Source organism: Haloarchaeobius sp. HME9146, from assembly GCF_025399835.1.
In the GTDB taxonomy this organism is placed as follows: domain Archaea; phylum Halobacteriota; class Halobacteria; order Halobacteriales; family Natrialbaceae; genus Haloarchaeobius.
Map to the genome: position 1 here is coordinate 2,462,754 of NZ_JAODVR010000001.1, position 22,239 is coordinate 2,484,992.

Here is a 22,239-nt window from a genome sequence, read left to right on the forward strand (position 1 = left end):
AGCAAGACTCGCCAGAAAGGACTAAATAGTCACCGGACGAACCAATTACCATGTCGAAGAAGTTCAAACTCGTACTCGCCCTGGTCGCAGCTGTCCTCGTCTACAAGATGGTCGCCGGTGGGTCCGGCACCGCCGTCGAAGTCGACTACGACGTCGAAGAGTAGCCACTCGAACAGCCCCTCCGTTTTTCGAAACACGTACCCATGCTCGTTCCCCAGCGACAGGTATGTACGGCGTCGTCACGCGGAACGAACCGGAGCTCGACTGGTCGGAGTTCGACCGGGCATTCTACGAGGTCAAGGACGTGACCGGGCGCGCGGTCGAACCGGTCGCCGAGGCCGTGAACATGGTCTCCTGTTTCGGCGACACCGCCGCCGGCGAGGCCAAACCCGACCTCGTCCCGGTGAGCGACGAGGGTGAGAAAGCGACGCGAGAGCGGACGTACTTCGACTGGGGCTACATCTGCCCCTCCCGCGAGCGCTACCGGGAGGGCCTGCTGGAGATGATCGAGGACTGTGCCGCCGTGAACGGGGACATCCGCCTCGACGACGTGGGATTCCCGCGACAGGAGTACTGCTACTGCGAGCACTGCAACGAGGCCTTCGAGCAAAGCGAGTACGAGGACCGCTTCGACTGGCGCGCGAGCGTCATCACCGAGTTCGTCGCCGAGGCCACGGAGCGCATCCCGGGCAAGACCTACTTCACGCTCTACCCCGACCCGTACCCGGGCCACCTGTACGAGCGCGCCGGCCTCGACCTCGACGCGCTCGCCGAGTACGTCGACGAGTTCGTCGTTCCGCTCTACGACATGGCGTACTCGACGACGTACTGGCTGGAGGTCATCGCGTCGGGGTTCCAGGACGCCCTCTCGAAGCCGTTCTCCATCGAGCTCTATGCTGTCGATGTGGACCTCGACAACCTCATCCACGCGACCGAGGTCGCCGACGCCTACGCCGAGGACGTGTACTTCGGCTACGACGCGAGCCAGGCCAGTGCGGCCATCCGCCGGATGAAGGCGGACTCGCAGGACGGGAAGTCCTTCGGCGACTTCGAGTAGCGCCTTCTTCCTTTCAGACCGGCATCCGCATCGAGTGGTACTGCTGGGCCATCCCGTACTCCTCGAAGAACTCTCGGGCTCCCTCGTTGTCGACGTGGACCGAGAGCGAGAAGAACGCGCAGTCGCGCTCGCGCCCCCAGTCGACGAGTCGGTCGAGCAGGTCGGTGGCCACGCCCTCCCGTCGGTACTCGGGTTTCACGAAAAGGCCGTCGCAGTAGACCGCAGGAGGCCGGTCGTAGATTGGTGGCGTCGGCGAGACCGCGCCGGAGACGTTCCCGACGAGCTCTCCGTCGTCGATCTCGGCGACGAACAGGACGCGGTCCTCGTCGTCGAGCCAGTAGTCGATGGCGGGGTCGGTCCGGGCCTGGTCGGTGAGGTTGCTGTACTCGGGTTCTCGGTCCTCGGCCGCCTCGTAGGCGGGCACGAGGAGGTCCTGTGCGATTCGTGGCTGGTCGGCTGGTGTTGCCTGGCGTACTTGCATCTGTGTTCGTGGTCGGCTGGTGCTGTCGAGGTCGACAGCGACGTGGCTGGCGAGTGGTGCGAGACGACAGAGTGACGGGGATGTGGTACCCGGTCACTCGCTCAGAAGAGGGTCATCCTGTCGTCATATCGGTGGAACAGATACAAAAGCGTATCTCTGGTTTGTGAATGGCTCACCCCGAATCAGCCACCCCGTGACGGGTGGACCTCTCCGGGAGAAAGCATTTACCGACCTCCGGAGTTTCCTCGACCGACCATGGCCCTCCGATTTCGGTCCCTACTCGTCGTGTTCATCCTCGTCCTCTCGGGGTGTAGCGGCTTCGCCGACGTCCAGCCGACGCGAGAGCCGCTGACCGTCGAGACGACTGACAGCCCCACCGAGTCGACGGTGACGACCGGTACCGCGAGCCGAACGACCGACGATGGCTACTACCACGGCTTCCAGTTCACCGCCGAGTCGGTCGACGAGGCATCACTCGCCCGTGAGCACGTCCAGAGTCGAGACATCCCCGGCTACGAGACGCAACTGGTAGACGACCTGTTCGCCGACGGGAACGCCACCACCGTGACCGTCGTCCCCGCAGGTTCCACCGTCGACGACGGTCCCCGGGACAGAACCCTCGACGATGGGACGTACATCCGCGACAATGGCACGTACTACCGAATCGACAGGACGGTGACCGCGGAGGCGGAGACGGACGGGTACCGGCTGTACACCGAGGGCCCGCTGCAGAACGACAGGGACGAAGACCAGTACGAGACGGCGACCGAGGAGGCCGTCGACTTCGCCAACCTGTCGTCGTACGACCAGACCCTCTTCGTGCAGGTCCTTCCCGACGAACGAAGACGGCGGCATGGTACCTCGATTGGGGAGGCCACCTGGCGTGCACCACGGTCGAACGCCTCCGAGGAGTCGCAACTCGTCGACGGCTCCGTCAACTACGTCCGCTACGACGGTGACCTGTATCTGGCCCGGCAGGAGGAAGCGCTCCGTGTCACCGTCTTCGACGTCCGCTACGACCTCGTGCCGGTTGCCGACTCGCACGAGGCGTTCGCCGACGACCACCTCGACCACCTCGTGGTGCCGTTGAACGACAGCACGCCGACCGAGCCCGCAACCCGGGAGTTCCTCGTCTCGGTCATCGAGGACGGATACGTACACGTCGACGTCAACAGGGAGGCAGTGCCGAACGGACTGTATGCTGCGTCCCTCTGGATCCGTGAACAGCCGCCGCGAGGTGGGGCTGTTTACGTCCGCTACCAGGGCGACCTGTACATCATCAAGGTGCGCGAGGCGGTCGAGTGACAGTCGGCGGGCAACCGAGCAGGCCCGTCGTCGTCAGGAGAACTGCTGTCTCCGCCACGCGACGAGGTCCTCGCGGTCGCGGGTGTCGTCGGGGAGGTGGTGGAACCACCCTGCTTTCGAGATTTCGTCGTCAGGGTCCGCGATCTCCGTCTCCGTCGTCTCGGCCTGGGCGGCGTACACCGGCAGGACGGCACACATCGACTGCTCGCCCGAGACGAGCCGGAGTTTCGTGAGGATGGCGAGTCCGTCGTAGCTGGCCTCGATACCGGCCTCCTCGGCGAGTTCGCGTTCCGCGGCCTCGCGGTAGTTCTCTGCGTCGTCGACGCCGCCACCGGGCAGGACCCAGAGGTCGACGCCCTCGTGGCGGACCAGCAGAAGTGACCCGTCAGGGCGGTAGACGATGGTGTGCGCCCCGTATGGCGCGCCGGTCTCGTTGGTTCGCTCGGCGAGGGTGCGGAACCGGCGGCGCGAGACGTACCGGGTGCGGGTCACTTCCATCGGGTCGTCGTGGCGCTCGCGGAGCTCGTGGTACATCTGTTGGCCGTGTTGGTCGGCCTCGTGGGCCAGGTACCAGAGGTCGTCGACGGGCATCACGCCGACCCGGCCGAGGGCGGTCGGTCGGTGACGATACGAGAGAGAGACTGGATAGCGACGTGAATCATTGCGATGATGTATCGTATCGAGGAGCAAAATCGCTTCGACACGGGAGAATCCTTCGGACGCGGCACAGCCGACTCCCGCCACGGGGTTTACCCGCGGGACGGCGCTACCGGCGGGTGCAATGACCAACGCACTGTTCGTCGTCAGCGAGGAAGGCTACTGGGCCGAGGAATGTATCGAACCGCTCACGACGCTCGACGAGGCGGGCGTCGACGTGACGGTCGCGACACCGACGGGCGAGCCGCCGGTCGTCGACGAGGTCTCGCTGGACCCCGACGACGTGGGCGAGGAGCAGGTCGAACGCTATCGAGAGATAGACGAGACCGACGAGCGCCTGAACGACCCGGTCCCGGTCGCAGGCGAGGACGCCGCGGACTACGACGCGGTCGTCTTCCCCGGCGGGCACGGCACCGAGTGGGACGTGAACCAGGACAGCGACGCGCGGCGGCTCCTCCGGGACGCGGTGGCCGATGAGGATGGAGTCGCCCTCGTGGTCTGTCACGCCGTTGGGCTGCTCGCGTTCACCCGTGAGGAGTCGGGCGAGTTCCTCGTCGCGGGCCGCGACGTGACCGGCTTCCCGAACGCCTGGGAGGCGGACATCGTCGACGAGTACGACCGACTGCACGACGGGCGCAAGCTCCCGTACTGGGTGGAGGACGAGGTCGTCGCCGCCGGTGGCAACTGGGACGCCGAACTCGACAGCGAGACGAGCGTCACGGTCGACGGCGACCTCGTGACGGCTCGCGGTCCCGGGTCCTCGTCGGAGGCGGCACGGACGCTGCTCGAAGCGCTCAGTATCGAGACGCCGGCCTGAGCTCGAAGCTGCCTGTCGTCCGACCGGACACGAATCAGTCCCTTTTTAATCGGTCCGTGGGTACGCCGAGGTATGAGCTTCGAGGAAGACGACCGCGTCGTCCTGCACGACAAGCACAGCGAGTACGACGGCCAGACCGGCAAGATCACCCAGGTCATGGAGACCATGTTCGGTGACGCCACGTACACCATCGCGTTCGAGGACGGCCAGGAGCAGGGCATCCCGGAGGACCAGCTCGAGGCCGCCGCGGACGACGACGAAGACGACGAAGAATAAGCGGATTTTCAGATGCCGAAGGTTCCGTTCCACTACGTCGACCTGCGTGCGTTCTGTTACGCCACCGAAGACGAGAAGCGCGTCGAGGACGCCCTGCGCTACTACCTCCCGGAGGAGTACGAGGTCGACCGCATGGTCAACGAAGGACACCACGGCGACCGCATCGTCGTGCTCTCCGCGCGGGTCGAGAACGCCGACGACGTCCGTCACGTCCTGGCGCGAGTGGCGGAACTGGACGACATCGAGTCGGTCATCGGGGAACTCGACGACCGCGTGACCGACAACTGCGAGCTGTTCTTGCGACTCGACAAGCAGGCCGCCTTCTCCGGCGAGACCGGCCTCGGCGAGGGTATCACCTTCCGGGCGAAGGTGGAGGCCTACCCCGCGAAGAAGGAAGCGGCCGTGAAGAACGCCCGCGAGACGCTGGAGTCGCTGCGCGAGCAGTAACGCTGGCACCGCCGCAGCCCCGCACCGCTGCGACCGCTTCCCGAATCGGAAGCGTAAGGTGCCTGCTGGCGGGAGGATTTTCCATGTACGAGGCCGTCCACGCCCACCCCGACGGTGAGACGACAGTCGCCCGGTTCGCCCACACCGCCGCCGAGTACGGGTACGACGGCATCGTCGTCCGCAACCACGGTGACGCTCGCGCCGACTACGACGCCGAGCGCATCGCCGAGGCGTACGACATCGACGTGGTCCCCGGCCTCGAGATCCGCGCCGACGACCAGAACCAGGCGTCGGGCTACATCGGGAACTACCGCCGCCAGTACACGCTCTTGCTCATGCACGGCGGGTCGAAGCCCCTGAACCGGTTCGCCGTCGAACAGGACCGCATCGACGTGCTCTGTCACCCGATGCGCGACCGGGGCGACTTCAACCACGTCCTCGCCAAGGCCGCCGCCGAAAACGGGGTTCGCATCGAGTTCAATCTCCGCGACGTGCTCCGCAAGACCGGCGGGCAGCGCGTCCAGAGCTTCCAGTCGCTGCGGAAACTGCGGGAACTGGTCGAGAAGTACGACGCCCCCTACGTCGTGAGTGGTGACCCCCGCTCGCACCTGGAACTGCGAGCGTCGCGAGAGCTCGTCGCGCTCGGCGAGGCAATCGGGTTCGACCGCGAGCAGGTCGCCGACGGCCTGCGCGAGTGGGGGCGACTCGCGACCCGGAACCGCGAGCGCGAGTCCGACGCTTTCATCGAACCCGGGGTGCGTAGAGGCCGGTATGAAGAGACCGATTGAGGACCACGCCGCCCGCTTCGACGAGATGGCCGGCCGGTACGACGACGAAGTCAACCAGACAGACGAGTACAAGGCCTGCGTCTCGTTCGTCCTCGACCACGCGAAAGAGGACCTGACGACCGAGGACACCGTGCTCGACCTGGGCTGTGGCACCGGTGCCATCGGCCTCTCGCTCGCCGAGTACGCGAAGACCGTCGTCGGCCGCGACATCAGCGAGGGCATGCTGGAGCAGGCTCGCGAGAAGGCCGACGACGCCGGACTCGACAACGTCGAGTTCGGGCAGGGGACCTTCCGCGAACCGGACTACGACGGACAGGTCGACGTGGTCGTCTCGAACTTCGCCATGCACCACCTCTCCGACGAGGAGAAGCGCGAGGCCATCCAGGTCATCGCCGACCTCTGCCCGCGCAAGTTCGTCCTCGGGGACGTGATGTTCTTCGGCGAACCCAACCCCGACGAGCCGTTCTACTCCCCCGAGGTCGACGACCCCTCGACGGTCGGCCACCTCGCCGACGCCTTCACCGACGCCGGGTTCGTGCTGACCGCGGTCGAACCGGTCCACGACCAGGTCGGCGTCCTCGTCGGCGAACGGGTCGACGTAGACCGGTGAGGTTCGAGGACCGATGAAACACCTTCCAAAGGCCCTCAGACCGAAGCGCCGGTACCTCGCCGTCGGCATCGAGTCCACCCCGGACGCCTCGTTCGGTCGTGGCGACTTCCAGCGCGAGCTGTGGTACGCCGCCCAGAACCTCGTCGGCGACGTGGGGAGCGCCGACGCCGACCTCACCGTCATCCAGTTCCACTTCGAGGACGGGACCGGCGAGGCCATCGTCCGGGCCCGCCACGGCCACACCGAGACGGCGCGGGCATCACTCGCCTGTATCGCGAGCATCAACGGCGCGGACTGTGGCCTTCACGTCCGTGGAATCTCCGGCACCATACGCGCCTGTGAAGAAAAGTATTTAGGACGCCCGTCGGAAGGTCCGAGACAGAGAACCGTCGCGTTCGAGCACGACGACCGGGCCGCTATCGAGCGAGATTCCGTTCTCGATGTGCGCGTCAACGGCGAGTACATCGGCGCGACGAACCTCGATTTCCAGTGATCTACAATGCAGGGACAAGCGTCACAGCAGGCGTACGACCGGGGTATCACCATCTTCTCCCCGGACGGTCGCCTCTACCAGGTCGAGTACGCCCGCGAGGCCGTCAAGCGGGGCACCGCCAGTATCGGGGTTCGAACGAACGAGGGGGTCGTCCTCTGCGTGGACAAGCGCATCCGCTCCCCGCTGATGGAGCGCAGTAGCGTCGAGAAGATCCACAAGGCCGACGACCACGTGGGTATCGCGAGCGCCGGCCACGTCGCCGACGCCCGCCAGCTCATCGACTTCGCCCGCCGTGATTCGCAGGTCAACCAGCTGCGCTACGGCGAGCCCATCGGGGTCGAGACGCTGACGAAGGACGTCACCGACCACATCCAGCAGTACACGCAGGTCGGTGGTGCCCGCCCGTTCGGTGTCGCGCTCATCATCGGCGGCATCGAGAACGGCGAGCCGCGCCTGTTCGAGACCGACCCCTCCGGGACGCCCTACGAGTGGAAGGCCCTCGCTGTCGGCGCGGACCGCGGCGATATCCAGGAATACCTCGAGACGAACTACGACGACGACGCCGACCTCGACGGCGGCATCGAACTCGCCCTGCGCGCGCTCGGCGAGGTGAACGAGGACGGACTGCGTCCCGAGAGCATCGGGATGGCGACGGTCGACGTCGAATCCGAGACGTTCGTCTCGCTCACCGACGACGAGGTCGAGGAGTACCTCACCGACCTCGAGCTGCTCGCGCCCGAGGAAGACGAGGACGCCGGCGACGAGACGACCGAGGAGTAACCCGACTCCCTGTTCGGGAAACACCTTTTTAACCACACCGCGTAAGTTTCGCGTATGATTTCACTTGACGAAGCGGTGACGGCGCGACTTGAGAGCCACGGTGCGCGCTTCGAGGTCCTCGTCGACCCCGACGCCGCGCTGGCCATCAAGCGCGGCGAGTTCGAGGGTGAACTCGAGGACGTCATCGCTGCCGAAGACGTGTTCGAGGACGCCTCGCGCGGCGACCGCCCCGCCGAGAGCGACCTGGAGAAGGTGTTCGAGACCACAGACCCGATGGCCATCATCCCCGAGGTCATCAAGCGCGGGGAGATCCAGATCACGGCCGAGCAGCGCCGCGAGATGCAAGAACAGAAGCGCAAACAGCTCGTCCAGAAGATCGCCCGGAACGCGGTCAACCCGCAGATGGACAACGCGCCCCATCCGCCGGACCGAATCGAGTCGGCGCTGGAGCAGGCGGGCTTCCAGGTCGACCCGATGGAGCCGGTAGAGAGCCAGGTCGACGACGCCCTCGACGCCCTGCGCCCGGTCATCCCCATCCGGTTCGACGAGGTGACCATCGCGGTCCACGTCCCCGCGGACTACGCGGGCAGCACGCAGGCGAAGGTCCGGAACTACGGCGACCTCGAACGCGAGGAGTGGCAGAACGACGGCTCGTGGGTCGGCGTCGTCACCTTCCCCGCCGGGATGCAGAACGACTTCTACGACATGGTCAACGACATGACCAGCGGTGAGGCCGAGACGCGCATCATCAAAGACGAGGACGACATCAGCACGCGGTAGCTGGCGTCGTCACTCGCCGGTGAGGCCGGAACAGAAACAGTAGCAAAAGGCCGAACTATCCCTTCTTGAAGCCGACGAGGAAGCCGCCGGTGAAGCCCGCACCGACCGACAGGGTCGAGAGGATCGGTTCGATCCAGCCGGCCTGGATCTCCTGGGTGTCCTGCGCTGCACTGAGGATCCCGCCGGACAGTTCGTCCCACTTGACCGTGATGTAGCCCTTCGATTCGAGGAATTTGAACAGCGCCATCTCCAGTCCGACCAGGATGGCGATGATCTTCGCTATCTTCTTCGCAGCGAATCCGATGAGCGCACCGATGACGGCACCCGAGCCGAACTCGAGGCCGAGTTGCTGCGGATTCAGCTCCAGGGGTAGCATACACGTAAGGCCACTCTACTTTCGAATAAGTCTTTTGGCGAGAAATTCCACCGTTCCCCGTCACTGCGGGGGGTTTTCCGAGTGACATGTGGCAAGAACCCTCGAATTGCTAGAACGCGTGGCAAGAGATTCAAGAGGGCCGGGCGGGTATAGGCGAGTATGATAGCGAACCGACCGACAGAGGTGCAGGACCGGCGGGGTTGACATCGCCCGCCGACCGGGTGTCGTCCCGGTCGGAGCGACCGGAAGCCGGAGGGACAGCAGTTACAACGCCGGATACTTCTCATGAAGGCACTCATCGCCAAACGCGTCGATTCAGGAATCGCAGACGTCAGCGAGATACGAGAGCTCGCACGCGCCGCCGGCTACGAGGTCGTCGGTGAACTGACCCAGTCACGGAAGGCCGACCCCGGCCTCCAGTTCGGCGAGGGGAAGGCGGACGAACTGGCCGAACTGGCCCATCGAAAGGACGCCGCGGTGGTCATCTTCGACAACCGGCTGGGCCCGTACCAGACGTACAACCTCGGCCAGAAGCTCCCCGAGGGGTGTGAGGTCATGGACCGCTTCACGCTCATCCTGGAGATATTCGGCCAGCGTGCCCAGACCCGGAAGGCACAGCTCCAGGTCGAACTCGCGGAACTCAGGTACGAACTCCCGCGTGCCGAGGCCAAGACCAGCCTCGCCAAGCGCGACGAGCACCCCGGCTTCATGGGCCTGGGTGAGTACGACGAGAGCCGCGAGCAGGACATCAAGGACCAGATCAGCCGCATCCGGGACGAGCTGAAACGCATCGAGCAGACCGAGGAGAAGCGCCGCGAGCGCCGCCACGAGGCAGGCTTCGACCTCGTCGCACTGGCGGGCTACACCAACGCCGGGAAGTCCACGCTGATGCGCCAGATGGCGGCGGACCTCGACGTGGACGAGAACGAGGACCTCCACCCGGACCTCGACGCGACGGCCGAGTCCGAGGACCGGCTGTTCACCACGCTCGGGACGACCACGCGCCGGATGGACCTCGACACCCGCGACGTGTTGCTGACCGACACCGTCGGGTTCATCTCGAACCTGCCGCACTGGCTGGTCGAGTCGTTCAAGTCCACCCTTGACTCCGTCTACCGCGCCGATCTCGTCCTCCTCGTCGTGGACGTCTCCGAACCCATCGACGAGATCCGCGAGAAGCTCGTGACGAGCCACGACACGCTGTACGAGCGAAACGAGGCTCCAATCGTCACGGTGCTGAACAAGATAGACAAGGTCGACGAGGCGGAACTCGCCGAGAAGCGCGAGGCACTCTCCGCGCTCGCCCCGAACCCGGTCGCGGTCTCCGGGCAGGAGAACCTCAACATCGACGAACTCAGAGAGCGCATCGTACAGGAACTCCCCGACTGGGAGCGCGAGCGCCTCGTGTTGCCGATGACCGACGACACGATGAGCGTGGTCTCGTGGATCCACGACAACGCGAACGTCGAGGAGGTGAATTACGGCGATGAGGACGTGCTGGTGGACTTCGAGGCACGGCCCGCCGTCGTCGAGAAGGCGCGGTCGCGGGCGGCCGAGCTCTCCACGCCGGTGCAGTAGCCCGGGCGAACCGGACGCAGGACTCTCTTCTGTGCCGAACGTCTCCAGCACGTCGGAGGCGAAGCCACGTTCCGAGAATACGGAGACCTGGTGACGGTGTTCTCCCGGTCGGGTGCCCCACAGGCCGTGCTGGCGACGTTCACCGAGGAGTGAGCGGCCAGCGCGCCCGTTTCTATCCCGGTATCGAGATATCCTCACCTGCCTCGTTCAGGTTCGCCCATACGTCCCCGCTCTCCTGGACGACCACCTCGAACTGAAGCGGGCCGGCCCCGACGGCCCCGCCGTGGGAGTTGAACGAGATGACCGCCTGATTGTGGTGTCTCTCCGACGTGGCGGTCAGGCTGTAGAAGCCGGGGGCACCCTCGAAGTCGTCGATGGGCCGGGGGTCCCCGGCTGCCGGTGCCTCGAACGTGCCCCAGATCGGGCGCTCGGTGGAGCCGTCCCGCGGCGCGTACACGAGGGTCAGGGACACCTGTTCGGCCTGGCCGGTGTCCGACCGCAGGAGGAGACGGTCCAGGGTCGCGGCGTCGTCACTGTCGGACGTCGAACAGCCTGCGAGGGCCGCTGTGGCCGTCGCGCCAAGGCTGCAGAGGAGGGCACGTCGTCGCATGGTCTCCCGTTTTGTCTGAAAACAGGTAGTTCCTCGGGTGGGGACTGGGTCAGTGACCGGCAAGTCGGTCCCCTACAGCTCCCGCTTCTCCTTCGAGACGACCTTCACGCCCTCGATTCTGGTGTCGGGATACTGCCCGTCCGAATCCTTCTCGGCGGCCTTCACCATGTCCCAGACGACGTTCAGTCCGGTCGTCACTCCTTCGAGAGCCTCCATCTCGCAGCCGGTCTTGCCCGTCGTCTCGACACCGACCTGCAGGGTGACGTGGTCGTCCGCGACGTCGAAGTCGGTGTCGACGTTCGTCACGGGAATCTGGTGGCACATCGGGATGGTCTCCCAGGTGTGCTTGACCGCCTGGATGGCCCCGATGCGGGCGGTCGCCAGCACGTCACCTTTCTTCACCTCGTTACCCCGAATCGCCTCGATGGTCGACGGCTGGAGATGGATGGTCCCCTCGGCGACGGCCCGGCGGGCCGTATCGGGTTTGTCGCCCACGTCGACCATCTGGGCTTCACCTGCATCGTCGGTGTGGGTCAACTCGTCACTCATCGCGACCACCCCACATGGCGTGGGGAATCTCCCGCAGTAGGTCGGACGCAAACATACCGTATCCTTGCGCGTCGACGACGGAATCACCTGCGGTTCCGTTCACGTAGGCCGCGATACCGCCCGCTTCGACCGGGTCGTGGGTGCTCGCGAGCGCGCCGCAGATACCCGCGAGCACGTCGCCGGTCCCCCCGACGGTCATGCCCGGGTTTCCTGTCCTGTTGACCCGCGTCGTCTCGCCGTCGGAGACCACGTCGTAAGCCCCCTTCACGAGCAGCGTCTGGCCGAGGTCTGCGGCGAACGACTCCACGAGTTCTGTTCGCTCCTGCCAGTCCTCGTCGGTCTCCCCACCCATCGCGACGAGTTCGCCCTGGTGGGGCGTACACAGCAGGTCGGCGTCGGTTTCTGTCCCTGGCACCGCCCGGAGCGCGTCGGCGTCGACCACGGCCCGGCCGTCGTAGACCTCGAGGAACTCGCGGACCGCGTCGAGCGTCCCGCTGGCCCGACCCAATCCCGGTCCGAGAATCACGCAGTCGGCGGCGAGCGCCCGGTCGAGCAGCTCGTCGACGTGCTTTGGCTGGAGCAGGTCACCGGCGAGTTCGTGGACGATGAGGCCCTCCTCGAAGCCCTGTACCTCCCGCGCGACGTTCTCCGGACAGGCGATGTGGACGAGGTCGGCTCCGGCCCGCATCGCGGCCTGCCCGGCGAGTGCCGGCGCGCCGGTGTAGGGCCCGCCGCCGACCACGAGGACCTCGCCGAAGTCGCCCTTGTGGGCGTGTGGGTCTCTGGAGAGGGCAAGGAGGTCGCCCTGCTCGACGAACAACTCTGCTGCCGCGGGGATGCCGATGTCCGCGACCGTGATGATGGGCGCGTCGACCGCCTCCAGCCCGGGCTTGTCGTCGTGGAAGGTGACGACGTGGTCGGCCTGGACCGCGGTTCCATGGGACTCGCCTGTGTCCGCGTCGACGCCGGAGGGCACGTCGACCGAGACGACGTAGGCCGACGACTGGTTGATGGCTTCGGCCGCTGTCGCCTCGGGCTCGCGGAGCGCCCCGGTCACGCCGGTCCCGAGCATCGCGTCGACCACGAGGTCGCAGTCGGGGAGCGAGAAGTCAGCCGAATCGCGCACCTCCTGTGTGTCGTACTCGCCCTGCTGGAGCGCGTCCCAGTTCTCCCGGGCGATGTCGGTCGTGATGTTCTCGGCACGCCCGAGCAGGATGGTCTCGACCGCGAACTCGTCGAGGAATCGGGCCGCGACGAAAGCGTCCCCGCCGTTGTTCCCGCGGCCCGCGACGATGACGACCTCATCGCCGGGCTCTGCGTGCTCGCGGACCACCCGGGCGACCGCGTTCCCGCTCGACTCCATGAGCTGTTTCCGGGGGACGCCGAGCGCCTCGGCGTTCCGGTCGACCTGTGCCATCCGGTCGCTCGTAATCATGGGCGGACGTTCGGGCGGTGACAGGTAAAGACTGGCGTCGGGTAGGGTGGTTCTGGTGGGGTTGTTAGTCGGCGGAAGTGGTGGGTGGCGCGTGCGGTCGCCAGTCACGAGCGACAGCGAGTGCTGGCGTCGGAAACACGCGAGGGACGACCGGAGCGAAGTGAAACGAAGCGGAGGGAGTCGGCTGGGGAGGGTGTGGCTGCGGTGCGGGGCGGTGGCGGTCTCCATCGCCATCGGCAGTCGTGAACTGGTTCTCGGACACACCAGCGACACGGACACCTGGACGAAGCACTCTCGAAGGCGATACCCGTCGACCAGTCGACGACCATCCACACAGAAGAATTTCGTACTCGGAGCCGAGTTCTCTTCTATGACACTCCCCGAAGTCGGTCTCGGCACCATGGGCATCGACGACCCGGACGCCATCGCCAGCGCCCTGGACGCGGGCTATCGCCACCTCGACACCGCACAGATCTACGAGAACGAAGCCGTCGTCGGCGAGGGCATCGCGAAGAGCGACGTGCCCCGGGACGAGGTCTTCCTCGCGACGAAGGTCTGGGCCACGAACCTCGCGCCGGAGGATGTACGCGAGAGCACGGAAGCCAGCCTCGACCGCCTCGGCGTCGATTCCGTGGATCTGCTCTACGTCCACCGGCCCATCGAGGCGTACGACCCGGAGACCACCCTCCCGGCGTTCGACGAACTGGTCGAGGACAGACTCACGAAACACGTCGGCGTCTCGAACTTCACGCAAGAGGAACTCGCCACCGCCCGCGAGCACCTCGACGCGCCCATCTTCGCCCACCAGATAGAGTACCACCCGTTCTTCCAGACGCCGGACCTGCTGGCCGACAACCGCGCCCACGACGAGACGGTGGTCGCATACTCCCCGCTGGCGCAGGGGAAAGTGTTCGACGATTCGACGCTGCAGGATATCGCCGAGGCTCACGAGGCCACTCCCGCCGACGTGGCTATCGCGTGGCTCTGCCAGAAGGAGGGCGTCGTGACGATTCCCAAAGCAGGGAGCCGGGAGCATCAGGAGGGCAACCTGGCGGCTGCCGATATCGGACTCACAGACGAGGAGTGCGCCCGAATCGACGAGCTCGACCGCGGCGAGGAGCTGTTCCCCGAGTAGAATCAGCGCTACCGACGAATCCGGAATCCGTCTTCGGCCTCTGGCTCTTCGTACTCGACCTCGACAGACTCGACGTTCGCGGCCGGACTGCCCTCGTGACACCATTCAACCATCGACTCGACGGCGTCCTCTGGCCCTTCGAAGACCGCCTCGACGCGGCCGTCGCGGAGGTTCTGGACCCAGCCGTCGATTCCCTTCTCCTGTGCGGTGTCGCGGGTGTTCGCCCGGTAGTAGACGCCCTGGACGCGACCCGAGACGAAGACGTGTGCGCGGGTTCGGTCGGCTGCTGACATGGGTCGAGATTCGGTCTCGGCGATGAAAAATCCCCAGTCAGACGACGGAGTAGGACACGACCTCGACACCACCCGAGGCGTTCACCCGGAGGTGGTAGCGCTCGTAGTTCTCGAGGGGTCGCTCCCAGACGAGCTCGCCGTCGACGCGAATCTCGAGTCGGTACTCAGCGGTCGGCTCGAACCGGTCCTCGAACTCGTATCTCCCAGTCTCGGTGAGTGTCTGCTCGACGTCGTCCCCGCCGTCGAGGTTCACCGCGGTGACGGTGACGTTCCCTTCGTATCGATTCCACAGCTCCAGCGGGTCCTCGACGCACATGCAGGGCGTCGTCGTCTCGCCAACTGCGTTCGTCTCAGCGGGTGTCGTGGTTGCCTGTGACGTCGTCACGGTAGTCGGTTCACGCGTCGGTTCGGTCGTCGTGTCGGCCCCGAGTGCGGGACCCAGACAACCGGCGGACACGAGACAGACCGCGAGGCCGAAGAGGAGGGCAGGTCGAGACATCATGTCGGGTTTCCGGAGAGTGTGGCATAAGCTTTCTTCGGCGCGCTTTTCCCGCCACACCGCCAACCCCCGGCCATGTCCCAGCACCGCAGCAACATCGCGCCCAGCACCCTGGGCGTCGAGTTACAGGACGGTGGCGTGTCGGTCGAGTACACGGACGGCCGGTCGGTGTTCTACCACGGCGTCCCCGACAAGAAGGAGGGCAGCGTCGAGTGCCCGCCGGGCAAGCACGTCCAGGTGCTCGTCACGGACCCGACCGAGACCGAGGGAGTGCTCGTCTACGTCAACGACCGCAAGACCGACGACGACATCCTCGAATCGACCGGCGTCGGCCGCCTCCTGCTGGACACCGGCGAGGAGGAGGAGCTGTTCCCCGGCGTCGTGGTCAAACGCGGCGGCGTCCGCGTGACCGTCGAGGCCGACCCCGAGGAAGCCCGCGGGCGTGTCTTCGTCTTCGCCGAGGACGAGATAAGCGAGCACTCCTACGAGATCGTCTGATGCCACTGGCCAAGCGCTGGCACGACTTCGACCGGTCGGTTCTCGGAACGGTTCCGGACCGCCTCGGGATGTACGAACTCGGCGACGAGGACGGGACCGTGGTCGAGGTTGGCCACGGCGTCCTGCGCGACGAACTGAAGTCAGCACTCTCGTACCGCGATGCGGCGAAGGTCCGCTGGGAGGTCGCCCAGACCCGCGAGCAGGCGTCCGAGCTGGCGGCGACGCATCGCGACCGGCTCTGAATCGCCCGACCGACGCAGCCACTTACTGCAGGTACGCCGGTTCCTCCCCCGTGCAGGCCGATTCGTGCGCTTTCGCGTCCATCCGGTCGTCGAACATGAGGCCGCAGTCCTCGCACTCGTACCACGTCTCCCCGTCGCGCTCTCGTTTCGCGACCATGTGCGAGTGATACCCGCCCAGTCCCTTTGAATCTCACCCGGAGTTTCGAGGCAGCCCCGACCGTCGACCCAGCGCCAGAGGGCAATTCTCAAGTCAGCTCGATGAAAATAATCGGGTATGAGTTCCCAGGCAGGGACCGACCTGGTCATGACGGTTCGAGCCGCCGAGAAGCGCGACGCCGGTCGCGGCGTCGCACGCATCCCCGAATCGGCCCGCAAGGCTCTCGGGGTGCTGAGCGGCGACACCGTCGTCATCGAGGGGTCGCGTCGGAGCGTCGCGAAGGTCTGGCCTGCCGGCCCGGACGTCCCGGATGGCGTGGTACAGATCGACGCCGATACACGGGCGAACGCCGGCGCGAAGGTCGGCGAGAGCGTCACCGTCTCCGCCCGCGAGGTCGAAGACGCCGAGGTCATCCACCTCGCTCCACCGGAGACGCTCAAGCGCGTCCCGACTGGCATCATCCAGCGCGCCATCACCCGCGACCTCGACGGCCGCCCCGTCAGCGTCAACGAACGCATCAGGCTCGAACGCATCTCCTCCACACCGTTCCGCATCGTCTCGACCACCCCTGACTCCCCCGTCCGCATCACGAACGACACCGAGATCGTCGTCGAGGGCGAGTCCTACGACCCCGCAACCCGGGCCCCGGCAGGCACCGACGGCCAGCAGACGGGGAGCTCCGGGTCCGGGCCGCAGTCGCCCCCGCCGGAGAAACCGAGCGGCGTCAGCTACGAGGACATCGGTGGCCTCGACAACGAGCTCGAACTCGTCCGGGAGATGGTCGAACTCCCGCTCTCCGAACCGGAACTGTTCCAGAAGCTCAACATCGACCCGCCCCGCGGCGTCCTCCTCTACGGCCCGCCAGGCACCGGGAAGACGCTCATCGCCAAAGCGGTCGCGAACGAGGTCAACGCCTCGTTCATCAACATCTCCGGCCCGGAGGTGATGTCGAAGTACAAGGGCGAGTCCGAGGAGAAGATTCGCGAGACGTTCGAGCGCGCCCGCAAGGAAGCCCCCGCCATCGTCTTCTTCGACGAGATCGACTCCATCGCGGGCAAGCGCGACGACGAGAGCGACGTGGAGAACCGCGTCGTCGCCCAGTTGCTCTCGCTGATGGACGGTCTGGAGTCCCGCGGCGACGTGGTCGTCATCGGCGCGACCAATCGCGTCGACTCGCTGGACCCGGCGCTTCGCCGTGGCGGGCGGTTCGACCGCGAGATCGAGATCGGCGTCCCCGACGAGGGTGGCCGCCGCGAGATTCTCGACGTGCACACCCGCGGGATGCCACTCGCGGACGACGTGAACCTCGACAAGATCGCCAGCCGGACCCACGGGTTCGTCGGGGCCGACCTCGACAGCGTCGTGAGCGAGGCCGCCATGGTCGCCATCCGTAACCGGCCCGCCGAGGACGAAGAACGCGCGGCGTGGAACCAGAACCCGTCGGTCTCCAGAAGCGACTTCGAGGCAGCACTGGCGTCTGTCGAACCGTCAGCCATGCGCGAGTACATCGCCGAACAGCCCAACGTCGACTTCTCCGACGTGGGTGGCCTCGACGACGCGAAACAGACGCTACGCGAGGCTATCGAGTGGCCGCTGAGCTACGGGCCGCTGTTCGAGGCGGCGAACACCAGCCCGCCCTCCGGCGTCCTCCTCTACGGTCCGCCAGGGACCGGGAAGACGCTGCTCGCCCGGGCTCTCGCCGGCGAATCCGGCGTGAACTTCATCCGGGTCGACGGCCCCGAACTACTGGACCGGTACGTCGGCGAATCTGAGAAAGCCGTCAGGAAGGTGTTCGAGCGCGCCCGGCAGTCCGCCCCCTCCATCATCTTCCTCGACGAACTCGACGCCATCGCGGGCGAGCGCGACGAGGACAGCAACGAGGTGACCGAGCGCGTCGTCTCCCAGCTCCTGACCGAACTCGACGGGCTCGCGGAGAACCCGAACCTCGTCGTCCTCGCCGCGACGAACCGCCGCGAGTTCATCGACCGCGCCCTGCTCCGTCCCGGCCGCCTCGACACCCACATCGAGGTGCCCGAACCGGACGAGGCGGGTCGCCGCAAGATTCTCGAGGTCAAGACCGAGGGCAAGCCCCTCGGGGAGGACGTGGACCTCGACGAGCTCGCAAGCGAGACGGCGGGTTACACCGGCGCAGACGTGGAAGCCCTCGTCAGGGACGCCTCGATGCGTGCCATCCGCGAACTCGCAGACGGGCTCTCGCCGGAAGAAGCGAACGCGAAGACGGACGAACTCATCATCGAGGCACGCCACTTCGAGGCCGCGAAGAAGCGACTGTAGGCCGTCACACGGCACCCGAAATCCCTTGGGGTCTCCCGGTGAACACCTCGCGCATGAGCGACGTCGTCGTCGACCAACTGCCCCCTGACGAAGCGTTCGCACTGGTCTCCCACGAGACGCGGTTCCGGATCCTCGAAGCGCTCAACGAGGCCGACGAACCCCTCCCCTTCGCCCGGCTCCGCGAGCGCGTCGGGACCCGCGACACCGGCCAGTTCAACTACCACCTCGGCAAGCTGACCGACCGGTTCGTCCGGAAGGTCGAAGACGGCGATGGGCACTACCAGTTGACGCCAGCCGGGGAACGGGTCGTCGGCGGAGTGCTCTCCGGTGGCCTGACGAAGACCATGGACGCGGAACCGGTCCCGGTCGACGGCGAGTGCCTGTTGTGTGGCGAGCCGATGCAACTCGCCTTCGAGGTCGACCGCATCCGTATCGACTGTCCCGACTGTGGTGAGCAGTTCACCAACGTCGAGGTCCCGGCAGGCGTGATGGACGGGCGGCCGCGCGAGGAGGCACCGGCGGTCGTCGACCGCTGGCTCAAACGCCACATCCACATCAGCGAGTTCGGTTTCTGTGCGACCTGTGACGGCCCGCTCTCGCGGCGGGTCATCGCCAGGACGGACCCCGACGCCCCCGAGTGGCTGGTCGACAGCGAGGACTGGTCGGTCGCGGTCCAGAACGAGTGTGGACGCTGTGGGAAACAGATGCACAGCGACCTCGGCGCAGGACTGTTGTCTCATCCTGCAATCGTCTCCTTCCTGTACGACCACGATATCGACGTCCGAGAGTGTCCCCTGTGGGACCACGACTGGCTGGCGGTCAAGACCGCGACCATCGAGCAGGAGGACCCGCTCCGCGTCGAACTCTCCGTCCCGCTGGACGAGGAGCGACTCGTGCTCCTGTTGGACCGCGAGCTCGACGTGCTCGAAGAGCGTCGTGAACCGGCCTGAGCTGCTCGCCGACTACGGCGTCAGCGCGACGTACGCGAGAAGGTACCCCGTGATGGCGAACGTCACCGTCGCGAGACTCGTCCCGAGCCCCTGCAGGACCGTCTCGCGGTCGTAGCCCCGTGCGACGACGAGCGACGGCATCGCGCCGACCGCGACGCCGAGGCCGATGGTACCCAGCGCGAAGTGGTAGGCGATGTCCAGCGTTGGCGGCTGGATGACGAGTGCCGCCATCGCGAAGCTGGCCCCGAGAACGGCGCGAGCAGTGACGTAGCTCCGGAGCCGACGCTCGGTGAGTTGCATGGCGGTCCAGATGGCCGCCCACGCGAGACCGACCTCCAGCGCGAACAGTGCGACCAGGTTGACCGTCGGGTCCGGCGAGAGGGCGAGTTTCTCCGCGGGGCCGACCGAGGCGAGCGGGTAGAGGAACGCCGGCGGACTGCCCATGAACACGTCCCCGAAGGGGTGCGAGAGCAGGCCGATGGCGGCCGCCGCGGCGACCAGCCGGGTCGGGAGCCCACGCCGGACGGCCGCGAGGGTGAGCCCGGCCGCGGCGAGGACGTACAGCGAGAGCGTCATCAGCCCGATGAGTTCGTGCGAGGAGAGGACGATGGCGAACAGCGCCGCGAGCGTCGCGCCGAGGCCGCCGAAGGCCACTCCTGGATGCCAGTCGTCACGGAGCGCGGCCGCCAGGGAGGCGACGACGCCCACGCCGAGGACGCCGACGACGAGCGAGTGGGTCAGCTTGCGATGCACGGCCCACGAGCCGGCTTCAGCCCAGACGAACTCGGTCGTCGGGAAGACGTTCTGGGGGCCGGCCTTGAGCACGACGTAGACGGTGTAGGCGAGGTCCACGTCCGGGACCATCCCGAAGGCACCCGCGACGAACGCCAGCGCCAGGGCTCGTGACCGACTCGTGTCGAGTCGCATCCCGAGTGCGCCGCCGAGCGCGAATGCGAGCAGCCCGTGCCCGATATACACGGCCAACTATCGGGAGGGCCCCACCAAAAAGCCGATGGATTTCCGGGAAATCGGACTGATAGGTTCTCAGACCCGGGCGTAGGCGTTCCAGTAGATGTCGCTCGCCCGGTGCCGGTCGTCGTAGGCCCGCAGGCCACGCCCGAGCACGCCGGTGGCCAGCAGGTCGTCGTACAGCGTCGAGTGCGTGTAGTCGACGAACGTCACCGGCACCACCAGCTCGCCGTCCTCCCGGATGACGCTCCCGACCGCGGTGTAGGCGTGCTTGTGGCGGTCGTCGGTGACGACCCCGGCGAAGACGGGTGCGGTCTGCTCGTGGGCGGGGACCGCGTGGAGCGCTTCGATGGACCGGTGGACGAACTCGTAGCAGAACAGGCCGGTGTTGCGGCCCGAGAGCAGGGCGTCGTAGGTGGTCGGCGACTCGAAGTGGTCGCGGAGGTCACCGTGGCCCATGAGGACGTTGTCCTCCAGCGAACCGGCGGCGTACCGCGGGAGGTCGTAGCCGGAGTACTCACGGAAGCCGCCGACGAGTCCCTCGATGACGGCCTTCGGGTCGGACGGGTCGGCGTCGGTGAAGGTGCGAATCGTCTCGGTCCCGATGGGTCGGTACCGGTCGCCACGGAGCCGCATCACACTGAAGGGGCGCGAGTCCGCGTCCTGCACCCGGTCGAAGAAATCCTCGTACTGGTGGAACTCGAACCGCAGACCGCCGACCTCGGTCGCGTTCACGTCGCCGAGCGCCGCTGCCAGCGGCGGGTCGTCCCGGACGAGTTCCGTCGCGACTCCGGGGAGCCCGTACTCGTCATCGATCTCGGCGGCGTCGGCGGGTGACCCCGCGAGCGAGATGACGGGTTCCGGGTCTGCACTGGCGGCAGCGCCGCCGACGTGCACCTGGCCGCGGTCGACGGCGAGAGTGTGGTCGGCGACCGTGGTCTCGAACGGTGTCGGGCCGAGGCGCTCACCCGCGAGCCGGGCGGTGTCCTGCGTCAGCAGGTTAGTGCCCATGAGGATGCCGTACCCCAGAAAGATGTTGTCGACGGCCTTGCCCGCGCCGAGGGCTCCGAGGCCGCCCACGCCAGCCATCAGACGGCGACGGGAGAGCGACGGAGACGGGTCGGCATCGTCGTCCGCGGACGCATCGCCCGCCGTCTCCGTGCGGTCGTCACTGCCGTCGCTGGGCGTCGGCAACCGTCGGCGGACCGCCTCCCAGTTCACAGAAAACGCTTCACGGCCGTGAGGGTAAACCTTGTGTCACCGGTCGACGAGCACGGTCTCGCCGGCCCGGACGGTGTCGCCTTTCGCGACCTGCAGGTCGTCAGCTTCCACCTCGGGCGGGAACAGCACGTCCGCCCGGCTTCCGAACGCGATGTGCCCGAGGCGTTCCCCGCGCTCCAGGTGCTCCCCACCGTCGACCCAGGGGTGGATGCGGCGGGCGAACGCCCCCGCGATGAGGGTGACCTCGGTCGGGCCGTCGTCGGTGTCCAGGCGGATGTGGACCTTCTCGTTCCGGTCCGAATCCTTCGAGAACGCCGGGCGATGCAGTCCCGGTGAGTGTTCGACCGCCTCGACGGTGCCGGCGACGGGTGCCCGGTTCACGTGCACGTCGGTGACGTTCATGAACACGCCGACACGGAGTCGACCGTCGTCTTCCTCGCGGACGACCGAGACGCGTCCGTCGGCCGGGGAGACCACGCCAGAGGCGGGTGGAGAACGCGGCGGGTCACGGAAGAAGTGTAACGTCGCCGCCCCGAGCAGCACGCAGACGAGGCCAGCGACGGGCGTTCCCACGACGCTGGCGATGGGAGCGAGCGCGAACGGCACGGCAGCGAACCGACGGCCCTGTGGAACGAAGCGCATTGGTGTCGTTTCAGTAGCCGATGGCGATGGCTTTGTGCGTTTCGGGGCGCGATTCCTCTAACTGGTAAGAGTCTCCACCGGGGCGACACATACAGATTAGAGCGTACGGTTATCTCCTCGAACGGTGATACTACCGGTATGCAGTACTCCCCCAACTGCCCATACTGTGGCACGATGAACACCCAATCGACTCCCCTCGCGGGGCCAGCATCGGATTTCTACTGTCCGACCTGTGACCGGGCGTTCTGAGTCTGCATACTCCCCCGCCCCGTCGACTCGAACTCCCCAACTCCCCATTC

28 protein-coding genes are annotated in these 22,239 nt (G+C 66.6%); 16 read left to right on the plus strand and 12 right to left on the minus strand.

Features of this window, described 5'->3' with window-relative positions; all coding sequences use genetic code 11:
• Positions 1-226 precede the first annotated feature (226 nt).
• Positions 227-1,057, plus strand: a complete 831-nt coding sequence (locus tag N6C22_RS12805; protein ID WP_261651502.1) for a hypothetical protein — start codon at positions 227-229, stop codon at positions 1,055-1,057.
• Between the two features lie 13 nt (positions 1,058-1,070).
• Here N6C22_RS12805 and N6C22_RS12810 read toward each other — a convergent pair whose 3' ends face one another.
• Entirely contained in the window at positions 1,071-1,538 is a 468-nt protein-coding gene (locus N6C22_RS12810; RefSeq protein WP_261651503.1) for a GNAT family N-acetyltransferase, read from the minus strand.
• A 255-nt stretch (positions 1,539-1,793) separates the two neighbouring features.
• Between N6C22_RS12810 and N6C22_RS12815 the strand changes: the two genes are divergently transcribed.
• On the plus strand, positions 1,794-2,843 hold the full coding sequence (locus N6C22_RS12815; protein WP_261651504.1) for a hypothetical protein: 1,050 nt from the start codon (positions 1,794-1,796) through the stop codon (positions 2,841-2,843).
• Between the two features lie 33 nt (positions 2,844-2,876).
• On the opposite strand, the gene N6C22_RS12820 is transcribed toward N6C22_RS12815, so the two are convergent.
• Positions 2,877-3,434 carry an NUDIX domain-containing protein gene (locus N6C22_RS12820; RefSeq protein WP_303647502.1) on the minus strand — a complete coding sequence of 186 codons (558 nt, stop codon included), beginning with the start codon at positions 3,432-3,434 and terminating at the stop codon, positions 2,877-2,879.
• 190 nt (positions 3,435-3,624) lie between these two features.
• Between N6C22_RS12820 and N6C22_RS12825 the strand changes: the two genes are divergently transcribed.
• The 8 genes from N6C22_RS12825 to N6C22_RS12860 all read left to right on the plus strand — a co-directional run bounded on the left by N6C22_RS12825 (position 3,625) and on the right by N6C22_RS12860 (position 8,491).
• Positions 3,625-4,317 carry a type 1 glutamine amidotransferase domain-containing protein gene (locus N6C22_RS12825; protein ID WP_261651506.1) on the plus strand — a complete coding sequence of 231 codons (693 nt, stop codon included), beginning with the start codon at positions 3,625-3,627 and terminating at the stop codon, positions 4,315-4,317.
• Positions 4,318-4,389: 72 nt separating this feature from the next.
• Positions 4,390-4,593, plus strand: a complete 204-nt coding sequence (locus N6C22_RS12830) for a DUF1918 domain-containing protein (RefSeq protein WP_261651507.1) — start codon at positions 4,390-4,392, stop codon at positions 4,591-4,593.
• A gap of 12 nt (positions 4,594-4,605) precedes the next feature.
• On the plus strand, positions 4,606-5,040 hold the full coding sequence (locus tag N6C22_RS12835; protein ID WP_261651508.1) for an RNA-binding protein: 435 nt from the start codon (positions 4,606-4,608) through the stop codon (positions 5,038-5,040).
• 83 nt (positions 5,041-5,123) lie between these two features.
• On the plus strand, positions 5,124-5,828 hold the full coding sequence (locus tag N6C22_RS12840) for an RNase P subunit p30 family protein (protein ID WP_261651509.1): 705 nt from the start codon (positions 5,124-5,126) through the stop codon (positions 5,826-5,828).
• Positions 5,812-6,438 carry a class I SAM-dependent methyltransferase gene (locus N6C22_RS12845; protein ID WP_261651510.1) on the plus strand — a complete coding sequence of 209 codons (627 nt, stop codon included), beginning with the start codon at positions 5,812-5,814 and terminating at the stop codon, positions 6,436-6,438. Before N6C22_RS12840 ends, N6C22_RS12845 begins: the two co-directional genes overlap by 17 nt.
• A 13-nt stretch (positions 6,439-6,451) precedes the next feature.
• Positions 6,452-6,931 (plus strand): Rpp14/Pop5 family protein, encoded by a 480-nt coding sequence (locus tag N6C22_RS12850; protein WP_261651511.1) that lies wholly within the window; start codon positions 6,452-6,454, stop codon positions 6,929-6,931.
• A 6-nt stretch (positions 6,932-6,937) separates the two neighbouring features.
• Positions 6,938-7,711: an archaeal proteasome endopeptidase complex subunit alpha gene (gene psmA, locus N6C22_RS12855; protein WP_261651512.1), complete on the plus strand. Its 774-nt coding sequence runs from the start codon at positions 6,938-6,940 to the stop codon at positions 7,709-7,711.
• 54 nt (positions 7,712-7,765) lie between these two features.
• Positions 7,766-8,491, plus strand: coding sequence for a ribosome assembly factor SBDS (locus N6C22_RS12860; RefSeq protein ID WP_261651513.1), 726 nt, complete (start codon positions 7,766-7,768; stop codon positions 8,489-8,491).
• Between the two features lie 55 nt (positions 8,492-8,546).
• On the opposite strand, the gene N6C22_RS12865 is transcribed toward N6C22_RS12860, so the two are convergent.
• Entirely contained in the window at positions 8,547-8,867 is a 321-nt protein-coding gene (locus N6C22_RS12865; protein ID WP_261651514.1) for an FUN14 domain-containing protein, read from the minus strand.
• A gap of 285 nt (positions 8,868-9,152) precedes the next feature.
• Here N6C22_RS12865 and hflX point away from each other — a divergent pair, with 285 nt between their 5' ends.
• Positions 9,153-10,445, plus strand: coding sequence for a GTPase HflX (gene hflX, locus N6C22_RS12870; protein ID WP_261651515.1), 1,293 nt, complete (start codon positions 9,153-9,155; stop codon positions 10,443-10,445).
• A gap of 172 nt (positions 10,446-10,617) precedes the next feature.
• On the opposite strand, the gene N6C22_RS12875 is transcribed toward hflX, so the two are convergent.
• The 3 genes from N6C22_RS12875 to N6C22_RS12885 all read right to left on the minus strand — a co-directional run bounded on the left by N6C22_RS12875 (position 10,618) and on the right by N6C22_RS12885 (position 13,039).
• Complete coding sequence (locus N6C22_RS12875; protein WP_261651516.1) at positions 10,618-11,055, minus strand: hypothetical protein; 438 nt, start codon at positions 11,053-11,055, stop codon at positions 10,618-10,620.
• A gap of 72 nt (positions 11,056-11,127) precedes the next feature.
• Complete coding sequence (gene moaC / locus N6C22_RS12880) at positions 11,128-11,604, minus strand: cyclic pyranopterin monophosphate synthase MoaC (RefSeq protein ID WP_261651517.1); 477 nt, start codon at positions 11,602-11,604, stop codon at positions 11,128-11,130.
• A complete protein-coding gene (locus tag N6C22_RS12885) occupies positions 11,597-13,039 on the minus strand; it encodes an NAD(P)H-hydrate dehydratase (protein WP_261651518.1) in 1,443 nt (480 codons plus the stop codon). Before N6C22_RS12885 ends, moaC begins: the two co-directional genes overlap by 8 nt.
• A 370-nt stretch (positions 13,040-13,409) precedes the next feature.
• On the opposite strand from N6C22_RS12885, the gene N6C22_RS12890 reads away from it, so the two are divergent.
• Positions 13,410-14,174, plus strand: coding sequence for an aldo/keto reductase (locus N6C22_RS12890; protein WP_261651519.1), 765 nt, complete (start codon positions 13,410-13,412; stop codon positions 14,172-14,174).
• A gap of 8 nt (positions 14,175-14,182) precedes the next feature.
• On the opposite strand, the gene N6C22_RS12895 is transcribed toward N6C22_RS12890, so the two are convergent.
• Together N6C22_RS12895 and N6C22_RS12900 are read right to left on the minus strand one after the other, a co-directional pair.
• On the minus strand, positions 14,183-14,467 hold the full coding sequence (locus N6C22_RS12895; RefSeq protein ID WP_261651520.1) for an acylphosphatase: 285 nt from the start codon (positions 14,465-14,467) through the stop codon (positions 14,183-14,185).
• 37 nt (positions 14,468-14,504) lie between these two features.
• Positions 14,505-14,966, minus strand: coding sequence for a hypothetical protein (locus N6C22_RS12900; protein ID WP_261651521.1), 462 nt, complete (start codon positions 14,964-14,966; stop codon positions 14,505-14,507).
• A gap of 75 nt (positions 14,967-15,041) precedes the next feature.
• On the opposite strand from N6C22_RS12900, the gene N6C22_RS12905 reads away from it, so the two are divergent.
• Both N6C22_RS12905 and N6C22_RS12910 read left to right on the plus strand, forming a co-directional pair.
• Complete coding sequence (locus N6C22_RS12905) at positions 15,042-15,464, plus strand: DUF5796 family protein (protein WP_261651522.1); 423 nt, start codon at positions 15,042-15,044, stop codon at positions 15,462-15,464.
• A complete protein-coding gene (locus tag N6C22_RS12910) occupies positions 15,464-15,706 on the plus strand; it encodes a hypothetical protein (RefSeq protein WP_261651523.1) in 243 nt (80 codons plus the stop codon). Before N6C22_RS12905 ends, N6C22_RS12910 begins: the two co-directional genes overlap by 1 nt.
• A 22-nt stretch (positions 15,707-15,728) precedes the next feature.
• Here N6C22_RS12910 and N6C22_RS12915 read toward each other — a convergent pair whose 3' ends face one another.
• On the minus strand, positions 15,729-15,863 hold the full coding sequence (locus N6C22_RS12915) for a hypothetical protein (RefSeq protein ID WP_261651524.1): 135 nt from the start codon (positions 15,861-15,863) through the stop codon (positions 15,729-15,731).
• A gap of 117 nt (positions 15,864-15,980) precedes the next feature.
• On the opposite strand from N6C22_RS12915, the gene N6C22_RS12920 reads away from it, so the two are divergent.
• Together N6C22_RS12920 and N6C22_RS12925 are read left to right on the plus strand one after the other, a co-directional pair.
• Positions 15,981-18,158 (plus strand): AAA family ATPase, encoded by a 2,178-nt coding sequence (locus tag N6C22_RS12920; protein ID WP_261651525.1) that lies wholly within the window; start codon positions 15,981-15,983, stop codon positions 18,156-18,158.
• A 53-nt stretch (positions 18,159-18,211) separates the two neighbouring features.
• The gene (locus tag N6C22_RS12925) at positions 18,212-19,108 is read left to right on the plus strand and encodes a helix-turn-helix domain-containing protein (RefSeq protein ID WP_261651526.1); all 897 of its coding nucleotides are present in this window, start codon (positions 18,212-18,214) and stop codon (positions 19,106-19,108) included.
• Between the two features lie 12 nt (positions 19,109-19,120).
• Here the strand turns inward: N6C22_RS12925 and N6C22_RS12930 are convergent, their stop codons facing one another.
• The 3 genes from N6C22_RS12930 to N6C22_RS12940 all read right to left on the minus strand — a co-directional run bounded on the left by N6C22_RS12930 (position 19,121) and on the right by N6C22_RS12940 (position 21,940).
• The gene (locus N6C22_RS12930) at positions 19,121-20,086 is read right to left on the minus strand and encodes a metal-dependent hydrolase (RefSeq protein WP_261651527.1); all 966 of its coding nucleotides are present in this window, start codon (positions 20,084-20,086) and stop codon (positions 19,121-19,123) included.
• Between the two features lie 66 nt (positions 20,087-20,152).
• On the minus strand, positions 20,153-21,298 hold the full coding sequence (locus N6C22_RS12935; RefSeq protein ID WP_261651528.1) for a hypothetical protein: 1,146 nt from the start codon (positions 21,296-21,298) through the stop codon (positions 20,153-20,155).
• A 36-nt stretch (positions 21,299-21,334) separates the two neighbouring features.
• Entirely contained in the window at positions 21,335-21,940 is a 606-nt protein-coding gene (locus tag N6C22_RS12940; protein WP_261651529.1) for a protein sorting system archaetidylserine decarboxylase, read from the minus strand.
• Positions 21,941-22,239 lie beyond the last annotated feature (299 nt).